General features: G+C 74.0%; 20 protein-coding genes and 1 pseudogene. 12 read left to right on the forward strand and 9 right to left on the reverse strand.

The genetic code is table 11. From position 1 onward, the window contains the following. Positions 1 to 19 precede the first annotated feature (19 nt). The gene (locus E4U91_RS05005; protein WP_168218071.1) at positions 20 to 1,906 is read left to right on the forward strand and encodes a rhamnogalacturonan lyase; all 1,887 of its coding nucleotides are present in this window, start codon (positions 20 to 22) and stop codon (positions 1,904 to 1,906) included. 52 nt (positions 1,907 to 1,958) lie between these two features. On the opposite strand, the gene E4U91_RS05010 is transcribed toward E4U91_RS05005, so the two are convergent. Further along, complete coding sequence (locus E4U91_RS05010; RefSeq protein ID WP_137305542.1) at positions 1,959 to 2,924, reverse strand: D-2-hydroxyacid dehydrogenase family protein; 966 nt, start codon at positions 2,922 to 2,924, stop codon at positions 1,959 to 1,961. A gap of 228 nt (positions 2,925 to 3,152) precedes the next feature. On the opposite strand from E4U91_RS05010, the pseudogene E4U91_RS39895 reads away from it, so the two are divergent. From E4U91_RS39895 to E4U91_RS05035, 5 genes and pseudogenes are all read left to right on the forward strand, one after another. Continuing rightward, positions 3,153 to 3,344, forward strand: a pseudogene (locus E4U91_RS39895) (MFS transporter); the annotation flags it as partial. An 82-nt stretch (positions 3,345 to 3,426) separates the two neighbouring features. Further along, positions 3,427 to 4,008, forward strand: coding sequence for an MFS transporter (locus E4U91_RS39900; RefSeq protein WP_422070947.1), 582 nt, complete (start codon positions 3,427 to 3,429; stop codon positions 4,006 to 4,008). 170 nt (positions 4,009 to 4,178) lie between these two features. After that, positions 4,179 to 6,857, forward strand: a complete 2,679-nt coding sequence (locus tag E4U91_RS05025; protein WP_137305544.1) for a hypothetical protein — start codon at positions 4,179 to 4,181, stop codon at positions 6,855 to 6,857. A 586-nt stretch (positions 6,858 to 7,443) separates the two neighbouring features. Beyond that, positions 7,444 to 8,031, forward strand: a complete 588-nt coding sequence (locus E4U91_RS05030; protein WP_137305546.1) for a hypothetical protein — start codon at positions 7,444 to 7,446, stop codon at positions 8,029 to 8,031. A gap of 42 nt (positions 8,032 to 8,073) precedes the next feature. Then, positions 8,074 to 8,238 carry a response regulator transcription factor gene (locus E4U91_RS05035; RefSeq protein WP_137305548.1) on the forward strand — a complete coding sequence of 55 codons (165 nt, stop codon included), beginning with the start codon at positions 8,074 to 8,076 and terminating at the stop codon, positions 8,236 to 8,238. A 78-nt stretch (positions 8,239 to 8,316) separates the two neighbouring features. Here the strand turns inward: E4U91_RS05035 and E4U91_RS05040 are convergent, their stop codons facing one another. Continuing rightward, positions 8,317 to 8,706, reverse strand: coding sequence for an ANTAR domain-containing protein (locus E4U91_RS05040; protein ID WP_241678507.1), 390 nt, complete (start codon positions 8,704 to 8,706; stop codon positions 8,317 to 8,319). Between the two features lie 221 nt (positions 8,707 to 8,927). Here E4U91_RS05040 and E4U91_RS05045 point away from each other — a divergent pair, with 221 nt between their 5' ends. Then, complete coding sequence (locus E4U91_RS05045; RefSeq protein ID WP_137305550.1) at positions 8,928 to 9,884, forward strand: AraC family transcriptional regulator; 957 nt, start codon at positions 8,928 to 8,930, stop codon at positions 9,882 to 9,884. 84 nt (positions 9,885 to 9,968) lie between these two features. Then, entirely contained in the window at positions 9,969 to 10,097 is a 129-nt protein-coding gene (locus tag E4U91_RS39555; RefSeq protein ID WP_266813053.1) for a hypothetical protein, read from the forward strand. 100 nt (positions 10,098 to 10,197) lie between these two features. On the opposite strand, the gene E4U91_RS05050 is transcribed toward E4U91_RS39555, so the two are convergent. Further along, positions 10,198 to 10,695, reverse strand: a complete 498-nt coding sequence (locus E4U91_RS05050; RefSeq protein WP_137305552.1) for a hypothetical protein — start codon at positions 10,693 to 10,695, stop codon at positions 10,198 to 10,200. 495 nt (positions 10,696 to 11,190) lie between these two features. On the opposite strand from E4U91_RS05050, the gene E4U91_RS05055 reads away from it, so the two are divergent. After that, positions 11,191 to 12,426, forward strand: a complete 1,236-nt coding sequence (locus tag E4U91_RS05055) for a phosphodiester glycosidase family protein (RefSeq protein WP_137310672.1) — start codon at positions 11,191 to 11,193, stop codon at positions 12,424 to 12,426. Positions 12,427 to 12,438: 12 nt separating this feature from the next. On the opposite strand, the gene E4U91_RS05060 is transcribed toward E4U91_RS05055, so the two are convergent. The 6 genes from E4U91_RS05060 to E4U91_RS05085 all read right to left on the reverse strand — a co-directional run bounded on the left by E4U91_RS05060 (position 12,439) and on the right by E4U91_RS05085 (position 17,753). Next, entirely contained in the window at positions 12,439 to 12,633 is a 195-nt protein-coding gene (locus E4U91_RS05060; protein ID WP_137299993.1) for a hypothetical protein, read from the reverse strand. Between the two features lie 120 nt (positions 12,634 to 12,753). Beyond that, the gene (locus E4U91_RS05065) at positions 12,754 to 13,611 is read right to left on the reverse strand and encodes a phosphatidylinositol-specific phospholipase C/glycerophosphodiester phosphodiesterase family protein (RefSeq protein ID WP_137305554.1); all 858 of its coding nucleotides are present in this window, start codon (positions 13,609 to 13,611) and stop codon (positions 12,754 to 12,756) included. 181 nt (positions 13,612 to 13,792) lie between these two features. Further along, positions 13,793 to 14,878: an acyl-CoA dehydrogenase family protein gene (locus E4U91_RS05070; RefSeq protein WP_137305556.1), complete on the reverse strand. Its 1,086-nt coding sequence runs from the start codon at positions 14,876 to 14,878 to the stop codon at positions 13,793 to 13,795. Next, a complete protein-coding gene (locus E4U91_RS05075) occupies positions 14,875 to 16,065 on the reverse strand; it encodes an acyl-CoA dehydrogenase family protein (RefSeq protein ID WP_137305558.1) in 1,191 nt (396 codons plus the stop codon). Before E4U91_RS05075 ends, E4U91_RS05070 begins: the two co-directional genes overlap by 4 nt. Continuing rightward, a complete protein-coding gene (locus tag E4U91_RS05080) occupies positions 16,062 to 17,039 on the reverse strand; it encodes an NADPH:quinone oxidoreductase family protein (RefSeq protein WP_137305560.1) in 978 nt (325 codons plus the stop codon). The genes E4U91_RS05075 and E4U91_RS05080 overlap by 4 nt, the downstream gene beginning before the upstream one ends. Positions 17,040 to 17,168: 129 nt before the next feature. Next, positions 17,169 to 17,753, reverse strand: a complete 585-nt coding sequence (locus E4U91_RS05085) for a helix-turn-helix domain-containing protein (protein ID WP_137305562.1) — start codon at positions 17,751 to 17,753, stop codon at positions 17,169 to 17,171. Between the two features lie 78 nt (positions 17,754 to 17,831). Between E4U91_RS05085 and E4U91_RS05090 the strand changes: the two genes are divergently transcribed. The 3 genes from E4U91_RS05090 to E4U91_RS05100 are packed head-to-tail and all read left to right on the forward strand — an operon-like array spanning position 17,832 to position 20,856. Then, positions 17,832 to 18,827: an NAD(P)/FAD-dependent oxidoreductase gene (locus E4U91_RS05090; protein WP_137305564.1), complete on the forward strand. Its 996-nt coding sequence runs from the start codon at positions 17,832 to 17,834 to the stop codon at positions 18,825 to 18,827. Positions 18,828 to 18,856: 29 nt separating this feature from the next. Continuing rightward, positions 18,857 to 20,395 carry an ATP-dependent DNA ligase gene (locus E4U91_RS05095; protein ID WP_137305566.1) on the forward strand — a complete coding sequence of 513 codons (1,539 nt, stop codon included), beginning with the start codon at positions 18,857 to 18,859 and terminating at the stop codon, positions 20,393 to 20,395. Then, complete coding sequence (locus E4U91_RS05100) at positions 20,392 to 20,856, forward strand: NUDIX hydrolase (RefSeq protein ID WP_137305568.1); 465 nt, start codon at positions 20,392 to 20,394, stop codon at positions 20,854 to 20,856. The genes E4U91_RS05095 and E4U91_RS05100 overlap by 4 nt, the downstream gene beginning before the upstream one ends. Positions 20,857 to 20,860 lie beyond the last annotated feature (4 nt).

Consider the following 20,860-nt stretch of genomic DNA (forward strand, 5'->3'; position numbering starts at 1 on the left):
CCCCACCCCGGAGGTCACCATGACCTACGCACAACGGCGCCCCCGTACGGCGTCGTCACGGCCGCGCGGCCGACTGTTCGGCGCCATGACGGCCGCCGCACTCGCCGCGTGCGCGCTCGGCGCGGCACCGCAGACGGCGCACGCGGCGACCGCGCGGCAGGTGGAGCGCCTCGACCGGGGGCTGGTCAGCGTCCACACCAGCGGCGGGAACCTGGTCTCGTGGCGGTGGCTGGCCACCGACGCGAACGACGTGGCGTTCAACGTCTACCGCGGGTCGACGAAGCTGACCGCCTCCCCCGTCACCACCGCGACCGACTACTTCGACTCCGGGGCCCCCGACTCGGCCGACTACACGGTGCGCGCGGTGGTGAACGGCGCCGAGCAGGCGTCCTCCGAGCACGCGGTCCAGTTCCGGGCCGGCTACAAGGACGTGCCCCTCTCGCCCCCGGCCGGGGGCACCACCCCGGACGGGGTGGCGTACACCTATGAGGCGAACGACGCCTCGGTGGGCGATCTGGACGGCGACGGCGCGCTGGACATCGTGTTGAAGTGGCAGCCGACCAACGCCAAGGACAACTCCCAGTCCGGCTACACCGGCAGCACCGTCGTGGACGGCATCAGGCTCGACGGCACCCGGCTGTGGCGGATCGACCTGGGCCGCAACATCCGCTCCGGCGCCCATTACACGCAGTTCCAGGTGTACGACTACGACGGCGACGGCCGCGCCGAGGTCGCGATGAAAACCGCCGACGGCACCCGGGACGGCACCGGCGCGGTCATCGGCAGTTCCTCGGCCGACCACCGCAACTCCAGCGGCTACGTGCTGTCCGGCCCGGAGTACCTGACGATGTTCAACGGACAGACCGGCAAGGCGATGGGCACGGTCGACTACGTCCCGGCCCGCGGCACCGTCTCCTCCTGGGGCGACTCCTACGGCAACCGCGTCGACCGGTTCCTGGCCGGCACCGCCTACCTGGACGGTTCCCGCCCCTCGCTGGTCATGGCCCGCGGCTACTACACCCGGACCGTGATCGCCGCCTGGGACTGGCGCGGCGGCGCCTTCACCCGGCGGTGGACCTTCGACACCACCTCCTCCACCAACGCCGGCAAGGGCTACGACGCCCAGGGCAACCACCAGTTGGCCGTCGCGGACGTCGACGGCGACGGCCGCGACGAGATCGTGTACGGGTCGATGGCCGTCGACGACAACGGCGCCGGCCTGTGGACCACGAGGAACGGCCACGGCGACGCGATGCACGTCGGCGACCTGGACCCGGCGCGCCCGGGGCTGGAGGAGTTCAAGGTCGACGAGGACTCCGCCAAGCCGTCGTCGTGGATGGCCGACGCCCGCACCGGGCAGGTCCTGTGGTCCACCCCCGCCAACGGTGACAACGGCCGCGGGGTCTCCGGGGACATCTGGTCCGGCAGCGCCGGTGCCGAGTCGTGGTCCTCGGCGGAGAGCGGCGTGCGCGGCCCGTCCGGCGCGGTCGTGGCGAGTCGCAAGCCCTCCAGCACCAACTTCCTGTCCTGGTGGGACGGCGACACCGTGCGCGAACTCCTCGACTCCACCCACATCGACAAGTACGGCACCTCGGCCGACACCCGGCTGCTGACCGGCTCCGGCGTGCACGCCAACAACGGCACCAAGGCCACGCCGTCGCTGTCCGGGGACATCCTCGGCGACTGGCGCGAAGAGGTCGTCTGGCCGACCAGCGACAACAAGAACCTGCGGATCTACTCCACGCCGTACCAGACCAGCACGAGGATCACCACGCTGCTCCACGACACCCAGTACCGCACCGCCCTGGCCTGGCAGAACACCGCCTACAACCAGCCGCCGCACCCCAGCTTCTTCATCGGCGCGGGCATGGCCGCCGCCCCGCGGCCCGGCGTGTACACCCCCTGACGGCGGCCCACGGCCACCGGGAAGGGCCGGAACTCCCGACCCTTCCCGGGCGTCAGTCCCCCGTCAGCACCCTCACCGGGCTGCCGTCGAGGTACGCGGCGATGTCCTCCACCACCTCGCCGTAGAAAGTGCGGTAGTTGCCCCCGGTGACGTAGCCGAGGTGCGGGGTGGCCAGGACGTTGGGCAGGGAGCGCAGGGGGTCGTCGGCGGGGAGCGGCTCGGTGTCGAAGACGTCGAGCCCGGCCCCGGCGATCCAGCCCTCGCGCAGGGCGCGCAGCAGCGCGGGCCGGTCGACGAGGCCGGCGCGGGAGGTGTTGACCAGGTAGCCGTGCGGGCGCATCGCGCGCAGTTCCGGCTCGCCGAGCAGACCGCGGGTGCGGTCGGACAGGACGAGGTGGAGGGACACGAAGTCGCTGCGCCGCAGCAAGTCCTCCTTGCCCGCCGCGAGTTCGGCACCACCCTCGGCCGCCCGCTCGGCGGTGAGGTGCGGGCTCCAGGCGAGGACGTCCATGCCGAACGCGGAGGCGACACGGGCGACCCGGCTGCCGATCCGGCCCAGTCCCAGCAGGCCCAGCGTCCGGCCGGCCAGGTCCTGGCCGACGGTGGACTGCCAGGGTCCGGCCTCGCGCAGGGCCCGGTTCTCGGTGGTGAGGTGGCGGGCGAGGCCGAGCAGGAGCGCCCAGGTGAGTTCGACGGGCGGGGTGGGGCTGCTCGCGGTGCCGCACACCGTCACGCCCTGCGCGGCCGCCGCGTCCAGGTCGATGGACGGGTTGCGCCGGCCGGTGGTGACCAGCAGGCGCAACCGGGGCAGGCGGCGCAGCAGGGCGGCGTCGAACGGGGTGCGCTCCCGCATGGCCACGACGATCTCGCAGTCGGCCAGCTCGGCCGCCAACCGGTCCTGGTCGGTGTGGTGCTCGCGCAGCGTGCGCACCTCGACCCGGCCGGCGAGGGGGCTCCAGTCCGCGTGGGCGAGGGCGGCGTCCTGGTAGTCGTCGAGTACGGCGCAGTGGAGGATCATGCGGGGATTGTGCCGCGCCCGCCGCTCCGCGCGGACAGCGGCTCCACGTCCGCCGGGGGCACGGGTACGCCCCTGCCGGCGGCCTGGGCGTTCGCGGTCCACCCGCGGGACGGCGCCGGGCGGCTCCGCCACCGCGTCGACCTCCATCGCCGCCGGGGCCTGCGGGTTTCCCCGTGCGGCGTCCTGAACGGCACGCCACTCGGGCCCGTGGCGACCCTGCTGTACGCCGTGTTCGGCACGGCCCCGCTGTGGCTGGACTCGCTCGGTGCCGTCCTGGTGAGCCGGGCGCTCGTCGGGGTGACCGAGGCGGCCATCATGACCTGCTGCACCACGCTGATCGGCGACTACTGCACGGGCCGCCGACGGGTGCGGTACCTGGCCCTGCAGACCATGTGCGCGCCGGCGTCGGCCACCGTCTTCTTCGTGCTGGGCGGCGCCGTGGGGGCGGCGGGCTGGCGGCTGCCGTTCTTTGTTCCTGGCCGGCAACGCCCCGCTGCTGGTCGTGGGCGCGGTCGTCAACTGCGTCGGCACCGGCATGCTGCTGCCCGCCCTGCTGACCAGCGCCCTGTCCCGCCTGTCCTTCGCGAACCGGGGCCGGGGCACCGGACTGTGGACGGCTGCCTTCTTCGGCGGCGAGTTCCTCTGCCCGCTGGTGCTGCTCGCCGCGGAGGTGGGGGTCGGCTCGCTCGCCGGCGCGGTGAGCGTCCTGGGCCTCACCACGGCGGCCGTCGCGGCGGGCCTGTGGGAGAGCCACCGAAAGGCAGCGGCGACGCGGCTGGTCCGGTGCCGGAACGGATGGGGTGAGGCTGCACACCTGCCGTGCCGCATTCCCGCCCCCTTGCACGGGGAGGGCACCCGGTGTCTCAGGCGCTGCTGCTTCCCTGCCCGCCGAACCGGGCGAGCATCCCCCGTCTCGCCGAACCTCTCGACGTCACCCGCCTGTTGCTCTTCATCACCTCGCAGTACAGCGTCTTTCGCCACGGGCTCGGAGTTCATCGGTGACGGGGCCTGCGGCTCGGCCGCGCGCTTCCCCACGACAGCCGGCGAATCGGTGGCGGGGCAGGCAACTGTTGTGCTCGGATGATGCGTTGTCCTGTCAGCAGCCGGATGGTTCGGGGGGCGTCCTTGGGGTCCTACAGATGGGAGACCCGTGCCGAACCTCGCGTCTACGCGCGCAGCGTACGGGCGTGCCTGACCGAGCCCCGCTTCGCGAAGCAGTTCAGCGCACGTTCGGAGGTCCTCACGAAGGACTCCGTGCTTGCCGAGATGAACTCGCCGGACAACGTCCAACAGGTACTCGCGGGATGCAGTTCCGAGCACACAGCGTTCCGCGCCTGTGCCCGACGACAGGCCCGGGCCCTCGAGATCTTCAGAAGCGCCGTGTCGGAGGCCCGTCTCGACGGCCGCGCGCTGGCGTCGTACGGCTCGGGCGGACTGACTTTTGTGCTTTGGTACGGCGGCGCTCCGTTCTTTCCCACCCTCCTGGTCACGCTCGCTCTCACCGTCTGTGCCCTGGCTGTCTCCCTTCAGGACGCTCACGCCCGTCGACAGCTCTGGATCTGGGCGTCGACGGGCGTGTTCCTCTTCCTCGCGCTCGCGCAGCAACCGGCGGTGGAGATCCGGGCCCGCCGATGGTCCCGCGCCATGGTCCGGGAGGCGGCGCCCCCGGTCGTCCGCACGGCAGTCGACGCACTGCTCGGTGAGGACCACGACGCGCTCCTCCTCGCTGACGAGTACGCGGGGCTGAGGTCCGTGAGGGGGCGGGAGTACCTCGTCAACAACACCACGATCGAGAGACTCAACTGGAAGCTCCAGCAGATCGACGGCGGAACCATCGCCGTCAGCGGACCGCGCGGCGTCGGCAAGACCTCTCTGCTGCAATGGTGCACGGACAAGGCCGACTTCTCCGTCTTCGCCCAGGCACCCGCCGCCTATGCCCCGCTCGACTTCCTGACCTCGCTGTTCGTCCAGGTGTGCGAAAGCTATCTCGTACGGGAGCGGGCCGAGGTACCGGAGTTCGTCCGCCTCCCCTATCTGCACCGGATACTGGGCCGTCTGGGCCCGCCGGCGCAGCGCCTGATCCGGTGGCTGGCCTACGCGGTGCCCGCGGCCGCACTGATCACGCTGGGGCTGTTCGCCACGGTCCGCTCACTGCAGGCCGAGCACTCCGCCGCGATCCATCGACGGGTCCTTGGGGTCGCGGACACGGTGCGGGACCACGCCATGGACGTGTGGCACGGAGAGGCACGGGGGCTCGGCCTCGCGGTGACGTGCGCGGGTGTGATCATCTGGCTGCTTCGCCGCTCGGCGTTCACCGGCAAGGTCCTGCGCAGGGCTTGGCGCGTGCTCTTCGCCGTCACTTTCGTCGTCCTGTGCCTCGGTCCCTTCGTCTCACTCGGTTTCGACCCCGACGTCCGGCACCACGCGGCGACTCTGGCCACTGACGGCACGCTCGGACGGTGGGGCCTGCTGTTCGGCCTGTGGGTCGCCTGCTCGTTCTGCGTGATCGCCGGCCCGCAGAACGTGACCCTCGCCGGAAGGGAGTGGACGACGCGAACGGTTCTCAGCCCGCTGCTGGTGCTCATTCCCCTGGCCGCTCTGGCCGTTCTCGCTCTCTCTCCGAGCGGACGTGCGATTTTCACCGACTCCGAGAACCCGCTGCGGATCTGTGTCTGGCTTCTCGGCATCCTGCTCGGCAAGATCCGTTTTCCGCACGCCTTCTTCGCACGCCCCGAGTCGGACCTGGTGAAGGACTGCCGGAAGCAGCTCTACCGACTTCAGACCGTGCAGAGTTCATCGGCCGCGGTGAACACCGGAGCCGCCGCCCAGCTGCTGAGCCTGGGAACCTCACACACGACCTCCCTCTCCACCGTCCCGCCGAACTACCCGTCTCTGGTAGAGGATTTCCGTCGGGTCCTCAGGGCGATCGCCGACGAACTGCACGAGAACCGGCAGAGCTTCATCGTCGCGATCGACGAAGTGGACCGGCTGGGCACCGACGCACAGGCATTGGACTTCCTGCGCGAGATCAAGGCGATACTCGGCGTGCCCTACGTGCATTTCCTGATCTCGGTCGCCGAGGACGTCGGCGCGGCCTTCGTCCGCCGCGGCATGCCCTATCGCGACGTGACGGACAGTTCCTTCGACGACGTCCTGCACGTACAGCCGGGGACGCTGGAGGATTCCACAGCCATACTCCGCAAGCGCGCCGACGACGACCCCGGCGATGAACTCCCACGGCGCTTCGTCCTGCTGGCGCACGCCCTGTCCGGAGGCATCCCACGTGACCTGATGCGCTACGCGCGCCGCCTCATGGAGGTCCGCAGCAGCCCGGACGACCGTGAACTGAGCAGTCTTTCGCGGAAGGTGGTCCTGGACGAGCTCTCCGAGACGCTGGCCGGCTTCCGGACCTTGCTGGCCAAGCAGCAGTGGTCACCGGAGACCATCACGATCCTCGGCTCCTTCCGCGACCTCGTGGGCCACCTGCGGACCGCCTGTCCCTGCCGCGACCGCACCGAGCAACTCGAGCTGGCCCTGAAGCACTTCGCCCTCCACGCCGCACGTGAGCAACACCTGTCGACGGTCGGCGCTCTCCCCGCCGAGACCCGTGAGCTCATGGACGAGGCCGCCGGGTATGCGTACTTCTCGCTCACTCTGCTCGGCATCTTCGGACGCGACCCATTCAACGCCCCCTTGGCCGCGGCCGCGGTCCACGGGCCTGACGGTGACCCCGAACTCCTCGCGCAGGCCCGGCTGGAACTCGCGATATCCCCCCACAGCGCCAGACGTCTCATCGACGGTATCCGTGTGGCCTGGGGTCTGCCCTCTCCGGCCATCGACCCGTTGCTCGCCGCTGTCCCGCCGCCCCGGAACAGGGCCTGCCCGCGGCATCACCGATCCACGCGGAATGCGAGCAGAGGCGCCGGACGATGAGCTGATGGCTCCTCCGTCCCCCGCGCACCCCGCCGAACCGACGTCCCTGTCACCGCACCCGACCACCACTGAGCGCGGGACGCCGACGGTGACAGCGCCGATGATGCCGTGCCGGCACCTGGCCCGGGTGCGGGCGCGGTCCGCCCTGCCCGCACTTCGGCCACTTCACCGCTCAGACCCATCGGAGCCGGAGAACGGCCGTGCTCACAGAGGCAGGTACACCAGGAGGCGCAGCGGTGCGCGGCCCGGCGCGCCCGTCCACGCCGCGACCGGCCCGGGCATGACCGAGCTGGGGGCGGCCGAGCTGGGGCTGGTCGAGCTGGGGCGCCGAGAGAGCGCACGGCAGCAGGACGCTCCGGTAGCGCGAAGTCGACGGGCGCGATCCGGACGCTGCTGCGCACCGGGCACTCCGAGCCGGCCGTCCTGCCGGTCCGCAGCGCACTCAACCGGCGGCTCCCTGCCCCGGAGGAACTGGTCCTACGGGGCCCGATGACCGACTTCCTTATGGCGGGCGGGCACGCGGGCGCTCGGGGCGGACCGGGTCGGCGGCCGGTTCCGTACCGCCGACCGACGCCTGGGCCACGCCGTGATCGATCAGTTGGCCGGGGCGGAGCCGGCGGCCGCGCGGTCGGCCGCGGTAGTCCCGTCCAGTCTGGAGTGGGCCGAGGGCCGTACGGCGCAAGCCCTCCACTGTGGCCGTCGACCAGCCGCTGCCGCCCGTCCCGGCGGCCGACGGCGCGTACCCCGGCTGGCACTGGCGGCCAAGCTCGTCGCGCTGGGCGGGACCGAGGAGGCGGAGGAACTGCTCGGGCAGGTGTCGGCGAAGAGCGACGACGCCGTTCACCGGCCGGCCGCGGACCTGGTGCGGGCGGCGGGGCTGCGGGCCGGGGACCTGAACGCCGCCCGACGGCGGGCGCGGGACGCGGGGTCGGCCGCGTCCGATAGTGGACTGCCGGGCCTCGCGGCCTGGGCGTGGGCCACGCTGTGCCGCGCCGACCTCCTCGCGGACGACACGGGATCGGCGGCCGGGCACCTCACCCGCGCTGCCGGGGACACCGGGCGCGCCCCGGCCCGGTCCGTGGACCACCCGCGACCACGTGGGCCGGACGACCCTCGTCGACGCCGCGGCCCACCGGCGGCAGCCCGCCCCCGGCCGGCGACGCGGAGGCGCTGACGGGCAGGGAGCGCGCCATCGCCGACTTCGTCGCCCCGGGGCCTGCCCAATCGTCAGGTGGCCCAGTGCGTGCACCTCTCGCCGCACACGGTCAACTACTACCTCCGGCGCATCTACGGCAAGCTCGGCATCCGCTCCGGCGTCGCCCTGGCCCGGTACGTCCACGACCACGGCCTCGAACCGGGAGGAGCGCTCAGGAGCCGGTGACGGGGACGGGCGGCGGACGCGACTACGGCGACGGCGACGAGTGAGCCGTGGCGGCACCTGGGGCCGGCTCCCCGGTCGTCACGCCCGCGGCGACCGCTCCCGCACCTCCGCCCCCCACGCCCGGTACGGCCGGCGCACCAGGGCCCGGCCCAGGGGTGGGTGGTGGGCGGCGAGGACGGTGCTCAGGGTCGCGCGGGTCGGGTCGGGCAGGGCTCCGCGGTCCGCCCAGCCCACCACCTGGGCCGCGACCACCCGCAGCTTGGTGTTGGTGCGCTGGGAGACCTCCCGCAGGACCTCCCAGCCCTGCTCGGGACGCAGTCCGCTCACCGCGATGATCACGCCGATCGCCTGGTCGACCACGGCGTGCGAGGCCACGGCCCGGCGCAGCTGGTCGACTTCCTCCTGCAGGGCGGCGATCCTGCCGACCAGGTCGTGCTCTTCGGTCATCTCCGGCCGTTCGTCTCCCATCGGTACCTTCCCGTCACCCGCGCCCCGGCGCCCCCGGCCCGGCGCGGCACGTGCCTCCCGTTCCACCTTGCGCAGCGCACGGCCGCTCGGCCAGCCGCCGGACGAACGATGCGGGCCGTACCGGTACGGAAAACGAAAGGGGGCGACCGGCGGGGACGAATCGGGGTACCCGCGGGGAGAGACCCGGCTGACGGCCGTCCGGGCGAGGAGACAAGGGCACCGTGCAGACCCTCACGTTCGACAGCGACGACCTGGACCTCACCGAGGACTTCCTCAGCCGCGCCTACGCCAGGATGCGCATCGGCGGCAGCCCCGCCGGCAGCCGGGCCCGCGTCCGGCGCAGCGCCACGCCGTCGCTGAGCGTCGACGAGCTCGCCCTCGACTTCGACATGAGCTACGCGGTCACCCCGCTGGGCCGGATCTGCCTGTGCGTCGTGCACGACGGGACCATCGAGGACCACGTGTACCCGGGCGTCCAGGACTCCTTCGGCCCGGGCGACGTGGTGTCCTTCGTCCCGCCCGACCAGGCCTACGCGGGGGTGGTGCGCGCCGCCCGGTACAACATCACGATGCTGGACCCGGCCCTGCTCGACCAGGTCGCCACGGCGGCGCCGGCGGCGCACGCCGGCCCCGTCCGGCTGACCGGGCACCGGCCGCACTCCCCGGCGGCGGCCGACCGGCTGCGCGGCGCGATCGCGTACCTGCGCGACCACGTCCTGGCCGACCCCGACCTCGCCGACCAGCCGCTGGTGGCCTCCACCGCCGCCCAGCACCTGGCCGCCACCGTGCTGGCCACGTTCCCGAACAGCGCGCTCACCGACCCGACCGGGTCCGACCGCGCCGACGCCCACCCGGCCGCGCTGCGCCGCGCCCTCACCTACATCGACGACCACGCCGACGAGCCCGTGACCGTCGCGGAGATCGCCGCCGCCGCGCACATCACGGTGCGCGCCCTGCAGTACGCCTTCCGGCGACACCTGGACACCACCCCCCTGGCCCACCTGCGCCGGGTGCGGCTCGCGCACGCCCACCACGAGCTGCTCGCGGCCGACCCCAGCGACGGCACCACGGTCACGCAGGTCGCCGTCCGCTGGGGCTTCGCCCACCCGGGCCGCTTCGCCGCGCTCTACCGCGCCGCGTACGGCCGCTCCCCGCACCGGACCCTGGTCGAACCCTGACCGACGCGCCCGGATGCGCACGTACCACCCGCGGCGACCGGGGTACCCGGTGCCCGTCGAACCCCCACGGCGAAAGGCAGCACCATGACCGAGTCCACCCCGTCCCAGGCCGAGGGCGAGCGCGAGCCCGACGACGTGCCCACCGAGCCCGACCGCTCGACCCCCTCGCAGGCCGAGGGCGACCGCGAACCGGACGCGGACGAGGAGGCCTGAGCCCGCGCAGACCCGCTCCGCCGCTGCACGCCGGTACGCGGAGACGCCAGTACGCGAAAACGCACCGGTACGCGGAAACGCCAGTACGCCGATACGCCGCTCACACGCTGCTCAGGAGCTGCGGCGAGTGCTCCCTGAGCAGCGTGTTCGTCCACCGGATCTGCCGCAGCGTCCGCGGGTGGCACTCACTCGCCAGCGTCAGCAGATCCTCGTCACGGGTCGCCTGGGCCGCCTGCGCGAGCATCCCCCAGTGCAGGGAGTTGCGCGTGGCGGCCAGGAGCACATCGCACAGGTCCTGCAGGAGCAGCAGACCGTTCTCCGGCCGTCGGCCCAGCACCCCGGCGGTCTTCTCGCGCAGCGTGGCGAGGACGCCGGGCGCCGGGTCGCCGGGCGGACCGGACAGCCCCATACCCCGTCCGTGGCCGCTGTCGGCGAGGCGGGAGCAGTGTTCGTGGGACCAGCGCGCGACGTCCATGGCGCCGTGGTGGAACTCGTGCTCGGTGCGGTGCCGCACGGCAGCCGCCAACAGGTTCCGCTCCAGTGAGCGTTCGCCGTCGTGCAGGGTGCGCAGCGTGAGCGTGATGCCCGTGGACGTCATAGGGAGTTCCCCTCCTCGGTGCGGGCGGCGCCCGACGTGAACGGCTGTCGTCCTGAGACGGGGTCCCCGTCCAGGACGGGGACCCCGTGAGTGAACGCGCCCCCACCGCTGCCGCCGCCCCGGCCGCCTGCCCCGCCGGGTGGTCGCGGGCGGCGTCCCGCACCCCCGCGCGCGCAGGCCGCACCGACGGTGCGCCCTCTCCGGGGGCCCCGGGGACCCCTGCTCCGATCAGCCACGTAGGCCACCGTTCCACCTCCGTCGGACGGTCATGACGCGCCCGGGTACCCCGCTGGGCGGATCCCGCACGCGCTGATCCCCACCCGTCGCTCCCCTCCCCCGTTCGGATGACCCTCCCGCACCCGAACGCCCCGCCGACACGTGCCTTTCCTCACCCGTTCTCGTGGAGTTCGCGCCTGTCCCGTACGGGTCGCCCCCGGTGCCGTGAGAAGGTGTGCCGACTCATGAGGGGGCTTCGTGACACTGCGTCAAGCGTCGGTGGGAACAGGGCGAAGCAGGACGTTCCGCGCCGCCCGGAGATCGGTCACCGTCCTCACGGCACTGGGCACCCTGGCCGGCGCCGCCCTCGTCGGGGGGACCCCGGCCGGTGCCGCGTCGGACTGGACCGCCGTCGCCCCGGGGGTGACGTACCGGCAGTACGACCTGACGGCGGCCGCGGGCGTGACCCATGTGCACCTGCTCAGCGCGGACCTGACCGACGCTCACGTACGGCTGGGGCTGCTGCGTCCCGGGGCGGTGGCGGCCCGCGACACGGTGTCGCACATGGCGGACCGTCAGGGGGCCGTCGCCGGGGTCAACGGGGACTTCTTCAACATCAGCGAGGCCCAGCACCCCGGTGTCGTGCCGACCGGGGCCAGTGTGGGTCCGGCGATCGCGGACGGCCGGATCCTGAAGGGCGCGGTGCCGGACGCCCAGCGGTTCGGGCCCGCCCTGCCGCCGGGCACGCACACGACGGCCGTGTTCGGCGTCGGCACCGACGGCCGGGCCCACCTGGACGACCTGTCCCTGGCCGGCTCGGTCGTCACCGCCGGGCAGCGGACGCCCCTCGGCGGGCTGAACCAGTACGCGCTGCCCGAGAACTCCGTCGGCGCCTACACGCCGGCCTGGGGCAGTGCCTCCCGGGTGCGGGCCACCTGCGGCTCCGACACCGAGCGGGCCGCGCCGTGCAGCGCCGACACCCACGAGGTGACCGTCCGTCACGGCCGGGTGATGTCCGTCTCCGCCCGCCCGGGCAGCGGCGCCGTCGCCGCCGGCACCACGGTCCTGGTCGGCCGGGAGAGGGGCGCCCAGCGGCTGCGCACCTTGGCCCGGGGCGCCCGGGTGTCGGTGCGGTACACGCTCACGTCGGGCCGGCGGGCCGCCTACCGGTTCGCCCTCGGCGGTTACCCGGTGCTGTCCGGCGGACAGCCGCTGCCGGGCCTGGACACACGGGCCTCGGCGGTGCGCACGGCCGTCGGTCTCGCCGACGGCGGCCGGACGGTGTACCTGGTGGCGCTGGACGGCGCCCGGCCCTACCGCACCGGGCTGACGATCGCGGAGGTGGCGCGCCTGCTCGCGGGACTGGGCGCGACCGAGGGGTTCAGCCTCGACGGGGGCGGTTCCTCGACGCTGGCCGCCCGGCCGTCGGGGGCGGCGTCGGTGACGGTGCGCAACCACCCCTCGGACGGCTCGGAGCGCCCCGTGGCCAACGGCATCGGGGTGTTCACCCGATGACCGCGGACGGCGTCACGGCCGGATGCCGCTGACGATGTCGGCGGTGGCCATGAGGCCGCTGGAGATGGTCGGGGCCATGCTCGTGCCCGCCAGGAAGAAGCCGAGCAGCAGGCAGACCACCGCGTGGGACATCTTGAGTCCGCCGCTGCGCACGAAGATCACCGCCAGGATCAGCAGCAACAGCACGGCGGAAATCGTTACGGCCATCGTCACCCTCCTCCGCCACGCGTCCGGTTCGCGGCGTTCGGCCGCAAGTGTGGCGTAGCGGAGGGTTCGTCAGGGCGGCGTGGCCGTCGTCCGAACGGGTGGTGTCCCGTGGGCGGACCGTCAGGCGCGGGCGTCCAGGAAGGTCTCCAGGCCCGCCAGGTCGTCGGTGTTGAGGTAGTCGACGCCGGCCGCGAGCAGTTCGGCCCACAGGGCGTCCCGGGCGGGCCCCGGGGTGTCGGGGGTGGCCCAGAAGCGCACCTTCTGCCCGCGCCGGTGCGCGGTGGACACCAGGGTGCGCAGCCTGCGCCGCTCGGCGTCGGGGAAGGCGCCCACGCCGAGCCAGGTGAAGTTGAGCGTCCAGTTGTCGCTGATGAGCGGCACGAACGAGGAGGGCGCCGAGGTGCCGAGGTCGGTGAGGCGCCCGTCGTAGAAGGCACGCCGGACCGTCTGGGCCTCCATCGGCACGCGGGCGGCGCGGTCGCCGGAGATGACGGCGGTGACCGGACCGGGGTGCACGCGGCCGTGGGCGTACGTGGTGAACAGGTGCGGGTAGCGCCTGAGGTGGCGGTCGAGTTCGAGGTACGTCGAGGAGCCCTCGGTCTTGATGTCGATGAGGAGTTGGAGGGGGGTGCGCCGGCCCCGGTAGACCGAGCCGTGCTGCGCCCTGACGCGGGCGGCGAGCGGGTCGAGGTAGAGGGCCTCCAGGGTGCGGGCGGGGTCCAGCTGGGTGGCGTCGTGGGCGATCAGGAGCTGGTCGCCGACGAGGAAGATGTCGGCCTCGACGCTGCCGAAGCGGTGGTCGAGCGCGTCGAGGAGGGGACGGGGGTGCTCGTAGTCGTTGTGGGCGTGGGCGCGCCACAACGGGCGGGGGCCGCGCCGGTGTTCGGCGGCGAAGGCGCTGCCTGCGGGCGGGGCGAGCACCGCGGCGAGCGCGGCGCCGGCGGTGGTGAGCGCTCTGCGACGGGTGATGAGGGCCATGCGCTGCCTCCCTGTGGGGCGGGACGGGACCACAGGGAGTATGGAGCCGGGCCGGGCCCAACGAACCCGTACGACGCAGGAGTTGGCCGACTCGCCGCCGCCCGTTCACTCCGGTGGCGGGCGGGCGCGCAGAAGCCCGCCCCAGGTGGGGCGGGCTCCTCGGGGTGGACGCCGGTGGCCGTCAGGGAGCCTGGAGGCCCACGAGTCCGGCCACGGCCGCGCGGTGGGCGCCCGCCGTGCCGTAGGCGATCGAGTCGGCCTTGGCCCGCTTCAGGCAGAGGTGGACCGGGTGTTCCCAGGTCATGCCGATGCCGCCGTGCAGTTGCAGGGCCTCCTCGGCGGCGTGGACCGCGACGGGGCCGGCGTAGGACTGGGCCACGGCCACCGTCAGGTCGGTGTCCTCGCCGGTGGTGAGCGCGTCGGCGGCGGCCCGCGCGGCGGCGCGGAGGCTGACGACCTCCAGCCACAGCTGGGCGAGCCGGTGCTTGAGCGCCTGGAAGCCGCCGACCGGGCGGTTGAACTGCTTGCGCTCCTTGAGGTAGCGCACGGTCTCGGTCAACGCCCATTCGGCGAGGCCCAGTTGCTCGGAGGCGAGCAGTCCGGCGGCGCTGCGCAGGGCGCGTCGCACCGCGGGCTCCGCGTCGCCGAGGTGGCGGCCCTGGGCCCCGGTGAGGGTGACCGTGGCGAGCGGGCGGGTCAGGTCGAGCGAGGTCTGCGGGGTGACGGTCGCGGCGTCGGCCTCGACGGCGTACAGCCCGCCGTCCCGCGCCGGTACCAGCAGCACGTCCGCCGCCGCGGCGTCCGCGACGCCGGTCACCTCCCCGTGCAGGCGCCCGTCCTCCAGCCGTACGACGGGCTGGGCGCCGCCCGGGGCCAGGTGCAGCCCGACGGCCAGGACGCCGACCGTCCGGCCGGACGCCAGCCGGCCCAGCAGCTCCCGGTCACCGCACTCCAGCAGCGCCTCGGTGGCCGCCACGGCACTGGCGAGGTACGGCACCGGCGCCACCGCGCGGCCCAACTCCTCCAGCACGACGGCGGCTTCGCGGTGCGTGGCGCCCTGGCCGCCCAGCTCCTCGGGGACCAGGAGACCGGCCAGGCCCATGCCCTCGGCGAGGGACTTCCACAGCGCGCGGTCGTGCGGGGTGTCCGACTCGGCGCGGGCGATCACCCCGGCGGGGTCGCAGTGGTCGGTGAGCAGGTCCCGGACGGCGGCGCGCAGCGCCTCTTCCTCCTCCGAGTACAGCAGGTCGGGCTCGGTGCGGCTCATCGGGCGAGGTCCTTCCAGGCGACGTCCTTGTCGGTGCGCGGCTCGGCGGGCAGGCCCAGGACGCGCTCGGCGACGATGTTCAGCAGGACCTCGCTGGTCCCGCCCTCGATGCTGTTGCCCTTGGAGCGCAGGTAGCGGTAGCCGGCGTCGCGGCCGGTGAAGTCCACCAGCTCCGGCCGGCGCATGGTCCAGTCGTCGTACAACAGGCCCTCGGGGCCGCGCAGTTCGACCTCCAGGCCGCTGATCTCCTGGTTGAGGCGGGCGAAGGCGAGCTTCATGCCGGCGCCCTCGGGGCCGGGCTGGCCGGCGACGAGCTGCTGGCGCAGCCGCTCGGCGGTCAGGCGGGAGACCTCGGCCTCGACCCAGAGCTTCAGCAGCCGCTGGTGCAGGTCGTGGGTGCGCAGTTCGGGGCGTTCCCGCCAGGTCTTCGCGACCGGGGCGATCATGCCGCCCTCGCGGGGCAGCCGCATGCCGCCGATGGCGACGCGTTCGTTGTTCAGCGTGGTCTGCGCGACCCGCCAGCCGTCGCCGACCTCGCCGAGGCGGCGGTCGTCGGGGATGCGGACGCCTGTGAGGAAGACCTCGTTGAACTCGGCCTCGCCGGTGATCTGGCGCAGCGGGCGGACCTCGACCCCGGGGTCGGTCATGTCGCACAGGAAGTAGGTGATGCCCGCGTGCTTGGGCAGGTCGGGGTCGGTGCGGGCGATGAGGATGGCCCAGCGGGCGAGGTGGGCGCTGGAGGTCCACACCTTCTGCCCGTTGACCACCCAGTCGCCGCTCCCCTCCTCCCGGACGGCGCGGGTGCCGAGCGCGGCCAGGTCGGATCCGGCGCCGGGCTCGCTGAAGAGCTGGCACCAGACCTCCTCGCCGGTCCACAGCGGCCGCAGGTAGCGCCGCTTCTGCTCGTCGGTGCCGTACTTCAGGATCGTCGGGGCGGCCATGCCCAGGCCGATGCCGATGCGGCGCGGGTCGTTGTCGGGGGCGCCGGCCGCTTCCAGCTCGGCGTCCACGACGACCTGGAGGGAGCGCGGGGCGCCCAGACCGCCCAGGCCCTCGGGGTAGTGCACCCAGGCGAGGCCCGCGTCGAAGCGGGCGCGCAGGAACTCCAGCCGGTCGGTGGCGGCGGGCGGGTGCGTGGCCAGCAACTCGGCGGTGCGGCGCCTGAGTTCCGCTGCGTCGACGTTCATGCGGCCACTCCGTCCTGCTGGGCGGGCACGACCACGACGCGGCCGGTGGTGACGCCGTCGGCGACCCGCTGCACGGCGGCCGCGGTCCCGTCGAACGTCACGCGCTCGCTGACCAGGGGCTTGATGGCGCCCCGGGCGGCGAGTGCGGTGAGCTGCTCGTGGCAGTGCTGCACCAGCTGGGGGTTCTTGGTGTTGTACAGGCCCCAGTGCAGGCCGAGGATCGAGTAGTTCTTCACCAGGGCGTGGTTGAGGCCGGGGCTGGGGATGGTGCCGCTGGCGAAGCCGACGACGACGATGCGGCCCTCGAAGGCGACGACCTTCGCGGACTGGGCGTACGCCTGCCCGCCGACCGGGTCGTAGATCACGTCGGCGCCCCGGCCGCCGGTGGCCTCCTTGACGGCGGCGACGACGTCCTCGGAGCGCCGGTCGACGACGACGTCGCAGCCCAGCTCGCGGGCCACGGCGGCCTTGTCGGCGCCGCCGACGACGCCGATCACGGTGGCGCCGGCCGCCTTGCCGAGCTGGACGGCCGCGCTGCCGACCCCGCCGGCCGCGGCGTGCACGAGCAGCGTCTCGCCGGCCTCCAGGTGCGCCCGGCGGTGCAGCCCGAACCAGCCCGTCTGGTAGCCGATGTGCAGCGCGGAGGCCTCGGCGTCGTCCAGCGCGTCGGGCGCGGGCAGCAGGGCGGCGGCGTCCGCGACGGCGTACTCGGCGAAACCGCCGTACGGCAGGGCCGGGTTGGCGATGACCCGGCGGCCGTCCTCGGTCTCGCCGCAGATCTCCACGCCGGGGGTGAACGGCAGCGGCGGGGTGACCTGGTACTGGCCCCGGCACATCAGCGCGTCCGGGAAGTTGATGTTCGCGGCGCGCACCTTCAGCAGGACCTGGCCGTCGCGCGGGGCGGGCCGCTCGACGTCCTCGAGCCGCATCACCTCGCTCGGCTCGCCGTTCTCGTGCACCTGCCATGCCTGCATGCGGAGCCTCCAGGGGACTGCCTCGTCTGACCGGGGTCGACTGCATACTAAGCGGTCGCTTGCTCCGGGGGGAACAGTCGAGTGCGTCACTCGGGCGCAGACCGGCCCGCTGCGGGGCGCGGGCCCGCCTCACGCCCCCTTCGGGCGTGCCCGTACGTGCATCCGCTCGCCCTGCGGCCCGAACAGGCTCAGGAACTCCACCGGGCCCTCCCCCGTCGAGCCGAACCAGTGCGGCACCCGGGTGTCGAACTCGGCCGCCTCCCCCGCGGTCAGCACGACGTCGTGCTCGCCCAGCACCAGCCGCAGCCGCCCGGACAGCACGTAGAGCCACTCGTAGCCCTCGTGGCTGCGCGGCTCGGGGTCCAGCTCGCGCTGGGGCTCCAGCACCTTGAACGCCTGGAGCCCGCCCGGCTGGCGGGTCAGGGGCCAGTGGGTGCGGCCGTAGCGCACGACCGGCTGGGCCCGCACCCGTGGGTCGCGCACCGAGGGCGCCCCCACGAGCTCGTCCAGCGCCACCTCGTGGGCCCGGGCGATGGGCAGCAGCAGCTCCAGGCTGGGCTTGCGCAGGCCCGACTCCAGGCGGGAGAGCGTGCTGACCGAGATGCCGGTCGCCTCGGACAGGCCGGCCAGGGTCGCGCCCCGCTCCTTGCGGATGCGCCGCAGGCGGGGGCCCACCTCGGCGAGGACCTGTTCCATGGCGTCGTCGTCCGTCATGGGTTCATTGCAGTTTCGGCAAACGGCTTTGTCAATGCGGCGGGGACGGAGCGACCGTGCCCGTGGAGGTGGTCACCCATGACCGAGAACCACGACCTGACCGACGCCTACGAAGTGATCGTCATCGGCGGCGGGGCCGCGGGCCTGTCCGCCGCGCTCGTCCTCGGCCGCGCCCGGCGCCGGACCCTGGTGGTCGACGCGGGCGAGCCGCGCAACGCACCCGCCGCGCACCTGCAGGGCTTCCTGTCCCGGGACGGCGTGCCGCCCGCCAAGTTCCTGGCCGCCGGGCGCGCGGAGATCGCCCGGTACGGCGTGGACCTCGTCCGGGACCGGGTGGTGGACGCCCGCCGGGACGGGGACTTCCTCGTGACCCTGGACGGCGGCCGGACCCTGCGCGCCCGGCAGCTGGTCGTCGCGACCGGCCTGAAGGACGAGCTGCCGCCCGTGCCCGGCGTCGCCGAGCGCTTCGGCCGGGACGTCCTGCACTGCCCGTACTGCCACGGCTGGGAGGTGCGCGACCAGGCGTTCGGCGTGCTCGCGTCCAGTGTGCTCAGCGTCCACCAGGCCCTGATGGTGACCCAGTGGTCGAAGGACGTGACCCTCTTCCTGCACCGGGTCGACGAGGCGGAGCTGTCCGGGACGGACGTGCGGCGGCTGGCGGCGGCCGGGGTCGCGGTGGTGCCCGGCGAGGTGGCGGGCCTGGTGGTCGAGGACGACCGGCTGACCGGCGTACGGCTCGCCGACGGCGCCGTGCACGCGCGCGAGGCGCTGTTCGTCGCGCCGCGTGCCGTCCCGCGCACCGGCCTGCTGGAACGGCTCGGCGCCGAACTGCGCGAGACTCCGTTCGGGTCCTACCCGGTCGTCGACGAGCGGGGCCTGACCACCGTGCCGGGCCTGTGGGCGGCGGGCAACGCGAGCGGCTTCGCCGAGCAGGTCGTCAACGCCGCGAGCCGCGGCTACCGGGCCGGCGCCGCGATCAACGGGGAGCTGCTGATGGCGGACCTCGACGCGGCGGTGTCGGCCGGTGGCCGGAAGGAGCCGGCCGGGGCGACGGCCGGGCCCGCCGGGGTGTAGGCGCCGGCCCGGCGTTGCACCATGGCTGCATGCTGCTGACCCGGCTCGCCGACGTGTCCAGGGAGGTCGCCGCCACCGCGGCACGCTCCCGCAAGATCGCCCTGCTCGCCGAACTGTTCCGGGACGCCGAGCCGGACGACGTGCCGATCGTCATCCCCTACCTCGCGGGCCGGCTGCCGCAGGGCCGGCTCGGCGTCGGCTGGAAGGCGCTGGGCCGGTCCGTCGCCCCGGCGGACGGGCCGACGCTGACCGTGCGGGAGGTGGACGCCCGCCTCACCGAGCTGGGCAAGGTCTCCGGCGCCGGTTCCCAGGCGGAGCGGGCCCGGCTGGTGGCCGCGCTGATGGGCGCGGCCACCGCCGAGGAGCAGCGCTTCCTGCTGGGCCTGATCACCGGCGAGGTCCGCCAGGGCGCGCTGGACGCGCTCGCGGCCGAGGGGCTGGCGCAGGCCACCGGGGCGCCGTCGGCGGACGTGCGGCGGGCGGTGATGCTGGCGGGCTCGCTGCAGACGGTCGCCCAGGCGCTGCTCGCTGAGGGCCCCACGGCGCTGGACCGGTTCCGGCTCACGGTCGGCCGACCGGTCCTGCCGATGCTCGCCCACAGCGCGTCCTCGGTGGCGGAGGCGGTCGGCAAGCTGGGCGCCTGCGCGGTGGAGGAGAAGCTGGACGGCATCCGGGTCCAGGTGCACCGGGACGGCGACGCGGTGCGCGTGTACACCCGCACCCTGGACGACATCACCGACCGGCTGCCCGAGGTGACCCGGGCGGCCCTCGGGCTGGCGGGCCGCCGGTTCGTGCTGGACGGCGAGGTGATCGCGTTCGACGACACCGGGCGGCCGCGCTCCTTCCAGGAGACGGCCGGCCGGGTCGGTTCCCGGGTCGACGTGGCGACGGCAGCGGAGGCGGTCCCCGTCTCCCCCGTCTTCTTCGACGCGCTGTCGGTCGACGACCGCGACCTGCTCGACCTGCCCTTCGCCGAGCGGCACGCCGAACTGGCGCGGCTGGTGCCCGAGCCGATGCGGGTGCGGCGCGCGCTGGCCTCGGGGCCCGACGACGTGCCCGCCATGGAGGGCTTCCTCGCCGGGACGCTGGCGCGCGGCCACGAGGGCGTGGTCGTCAAGGCCCTCGACGCGCCGTACAGCGCGGGCCGGCGGGGCGCGTCCTGGCTGAAGGTGAAGCCGGTGCACACGCTCGACCTGGTGGTCCTGGCCGCCGAGTGGGGCCACGGCCGGCGCACCGGGAGGCTGTCCAACCTGCACCTGGGCGCCCGCACCGCCGACGGCGGCTTCGCGATGCTCGGCAAGACCTTCAAGGGCATGACCGACGTGATGCTGGCCTGGCAGACCGAACGGCTGCGCGGCCTGGCCGTCGAGGAGCACGGCTGGGGGGTGACCGTCCGCCCGGAGCTCGTCGTGGAGATCGCCTACGACGGACTGCAGCGCTCGACGCGCTACCCGGCCGGGGTGACGCTGCGGTTCGCCCGGGTGCTGCACTACCGCGAGGACAAGCGCCCCGAGGACGCCGACACCGTGGAGACCCTGCTCGCCGCACACCCGGAGGTGGCCCGGTGACGGTCCGGCGCAGCGCGGGCCTGCTGCTGTTCCGGCGCGCGGCGGACGGCCCGCAGGTGCTGCTCGGCCACATGGGCGGCCCGTTCTTCGCACGGAAGGACGCCGGGGCGTGGACGGTCCCCAAGGGCGAGTACGAGCCGGACGAGCCGGCCTGGGACGCGGCCCGGCGCGAGTTCCGCGAGGAGCTGGGCCTCGAACCGCCGGACGGGGAGGCGATCGCGCTCGGCGAGGTCAAGCAGACCAACGGCAAACTCGTCACGGCGTGGGCCGTGGAGGCCGACCTCGATCCGGCGGCCGTCGTGCCGGGCACCTTCACGATGGAGTGGCCGCCGCGGTCGGGCCGGCTGCGGGAGTTCCCGGAGCTGGACCGGGTCGCCTGGTTCGGCCTGGAGCAGGCCCGTGCGGTGATCGTCACGGCGCAGGCCGCGTTTCTCGACCGGCTGGCGGAGCACTCGGCCTGAGCGG

It is taken from the genome of Streptomyces lasalocidi (assembly GCF_005280215.1).
GTDB lineage: Bacteria > Actinomycetota > Actinomycetes > Streptomycetales > Streptomycetaceae > Streptomyces > Streptomyces longwoodensis.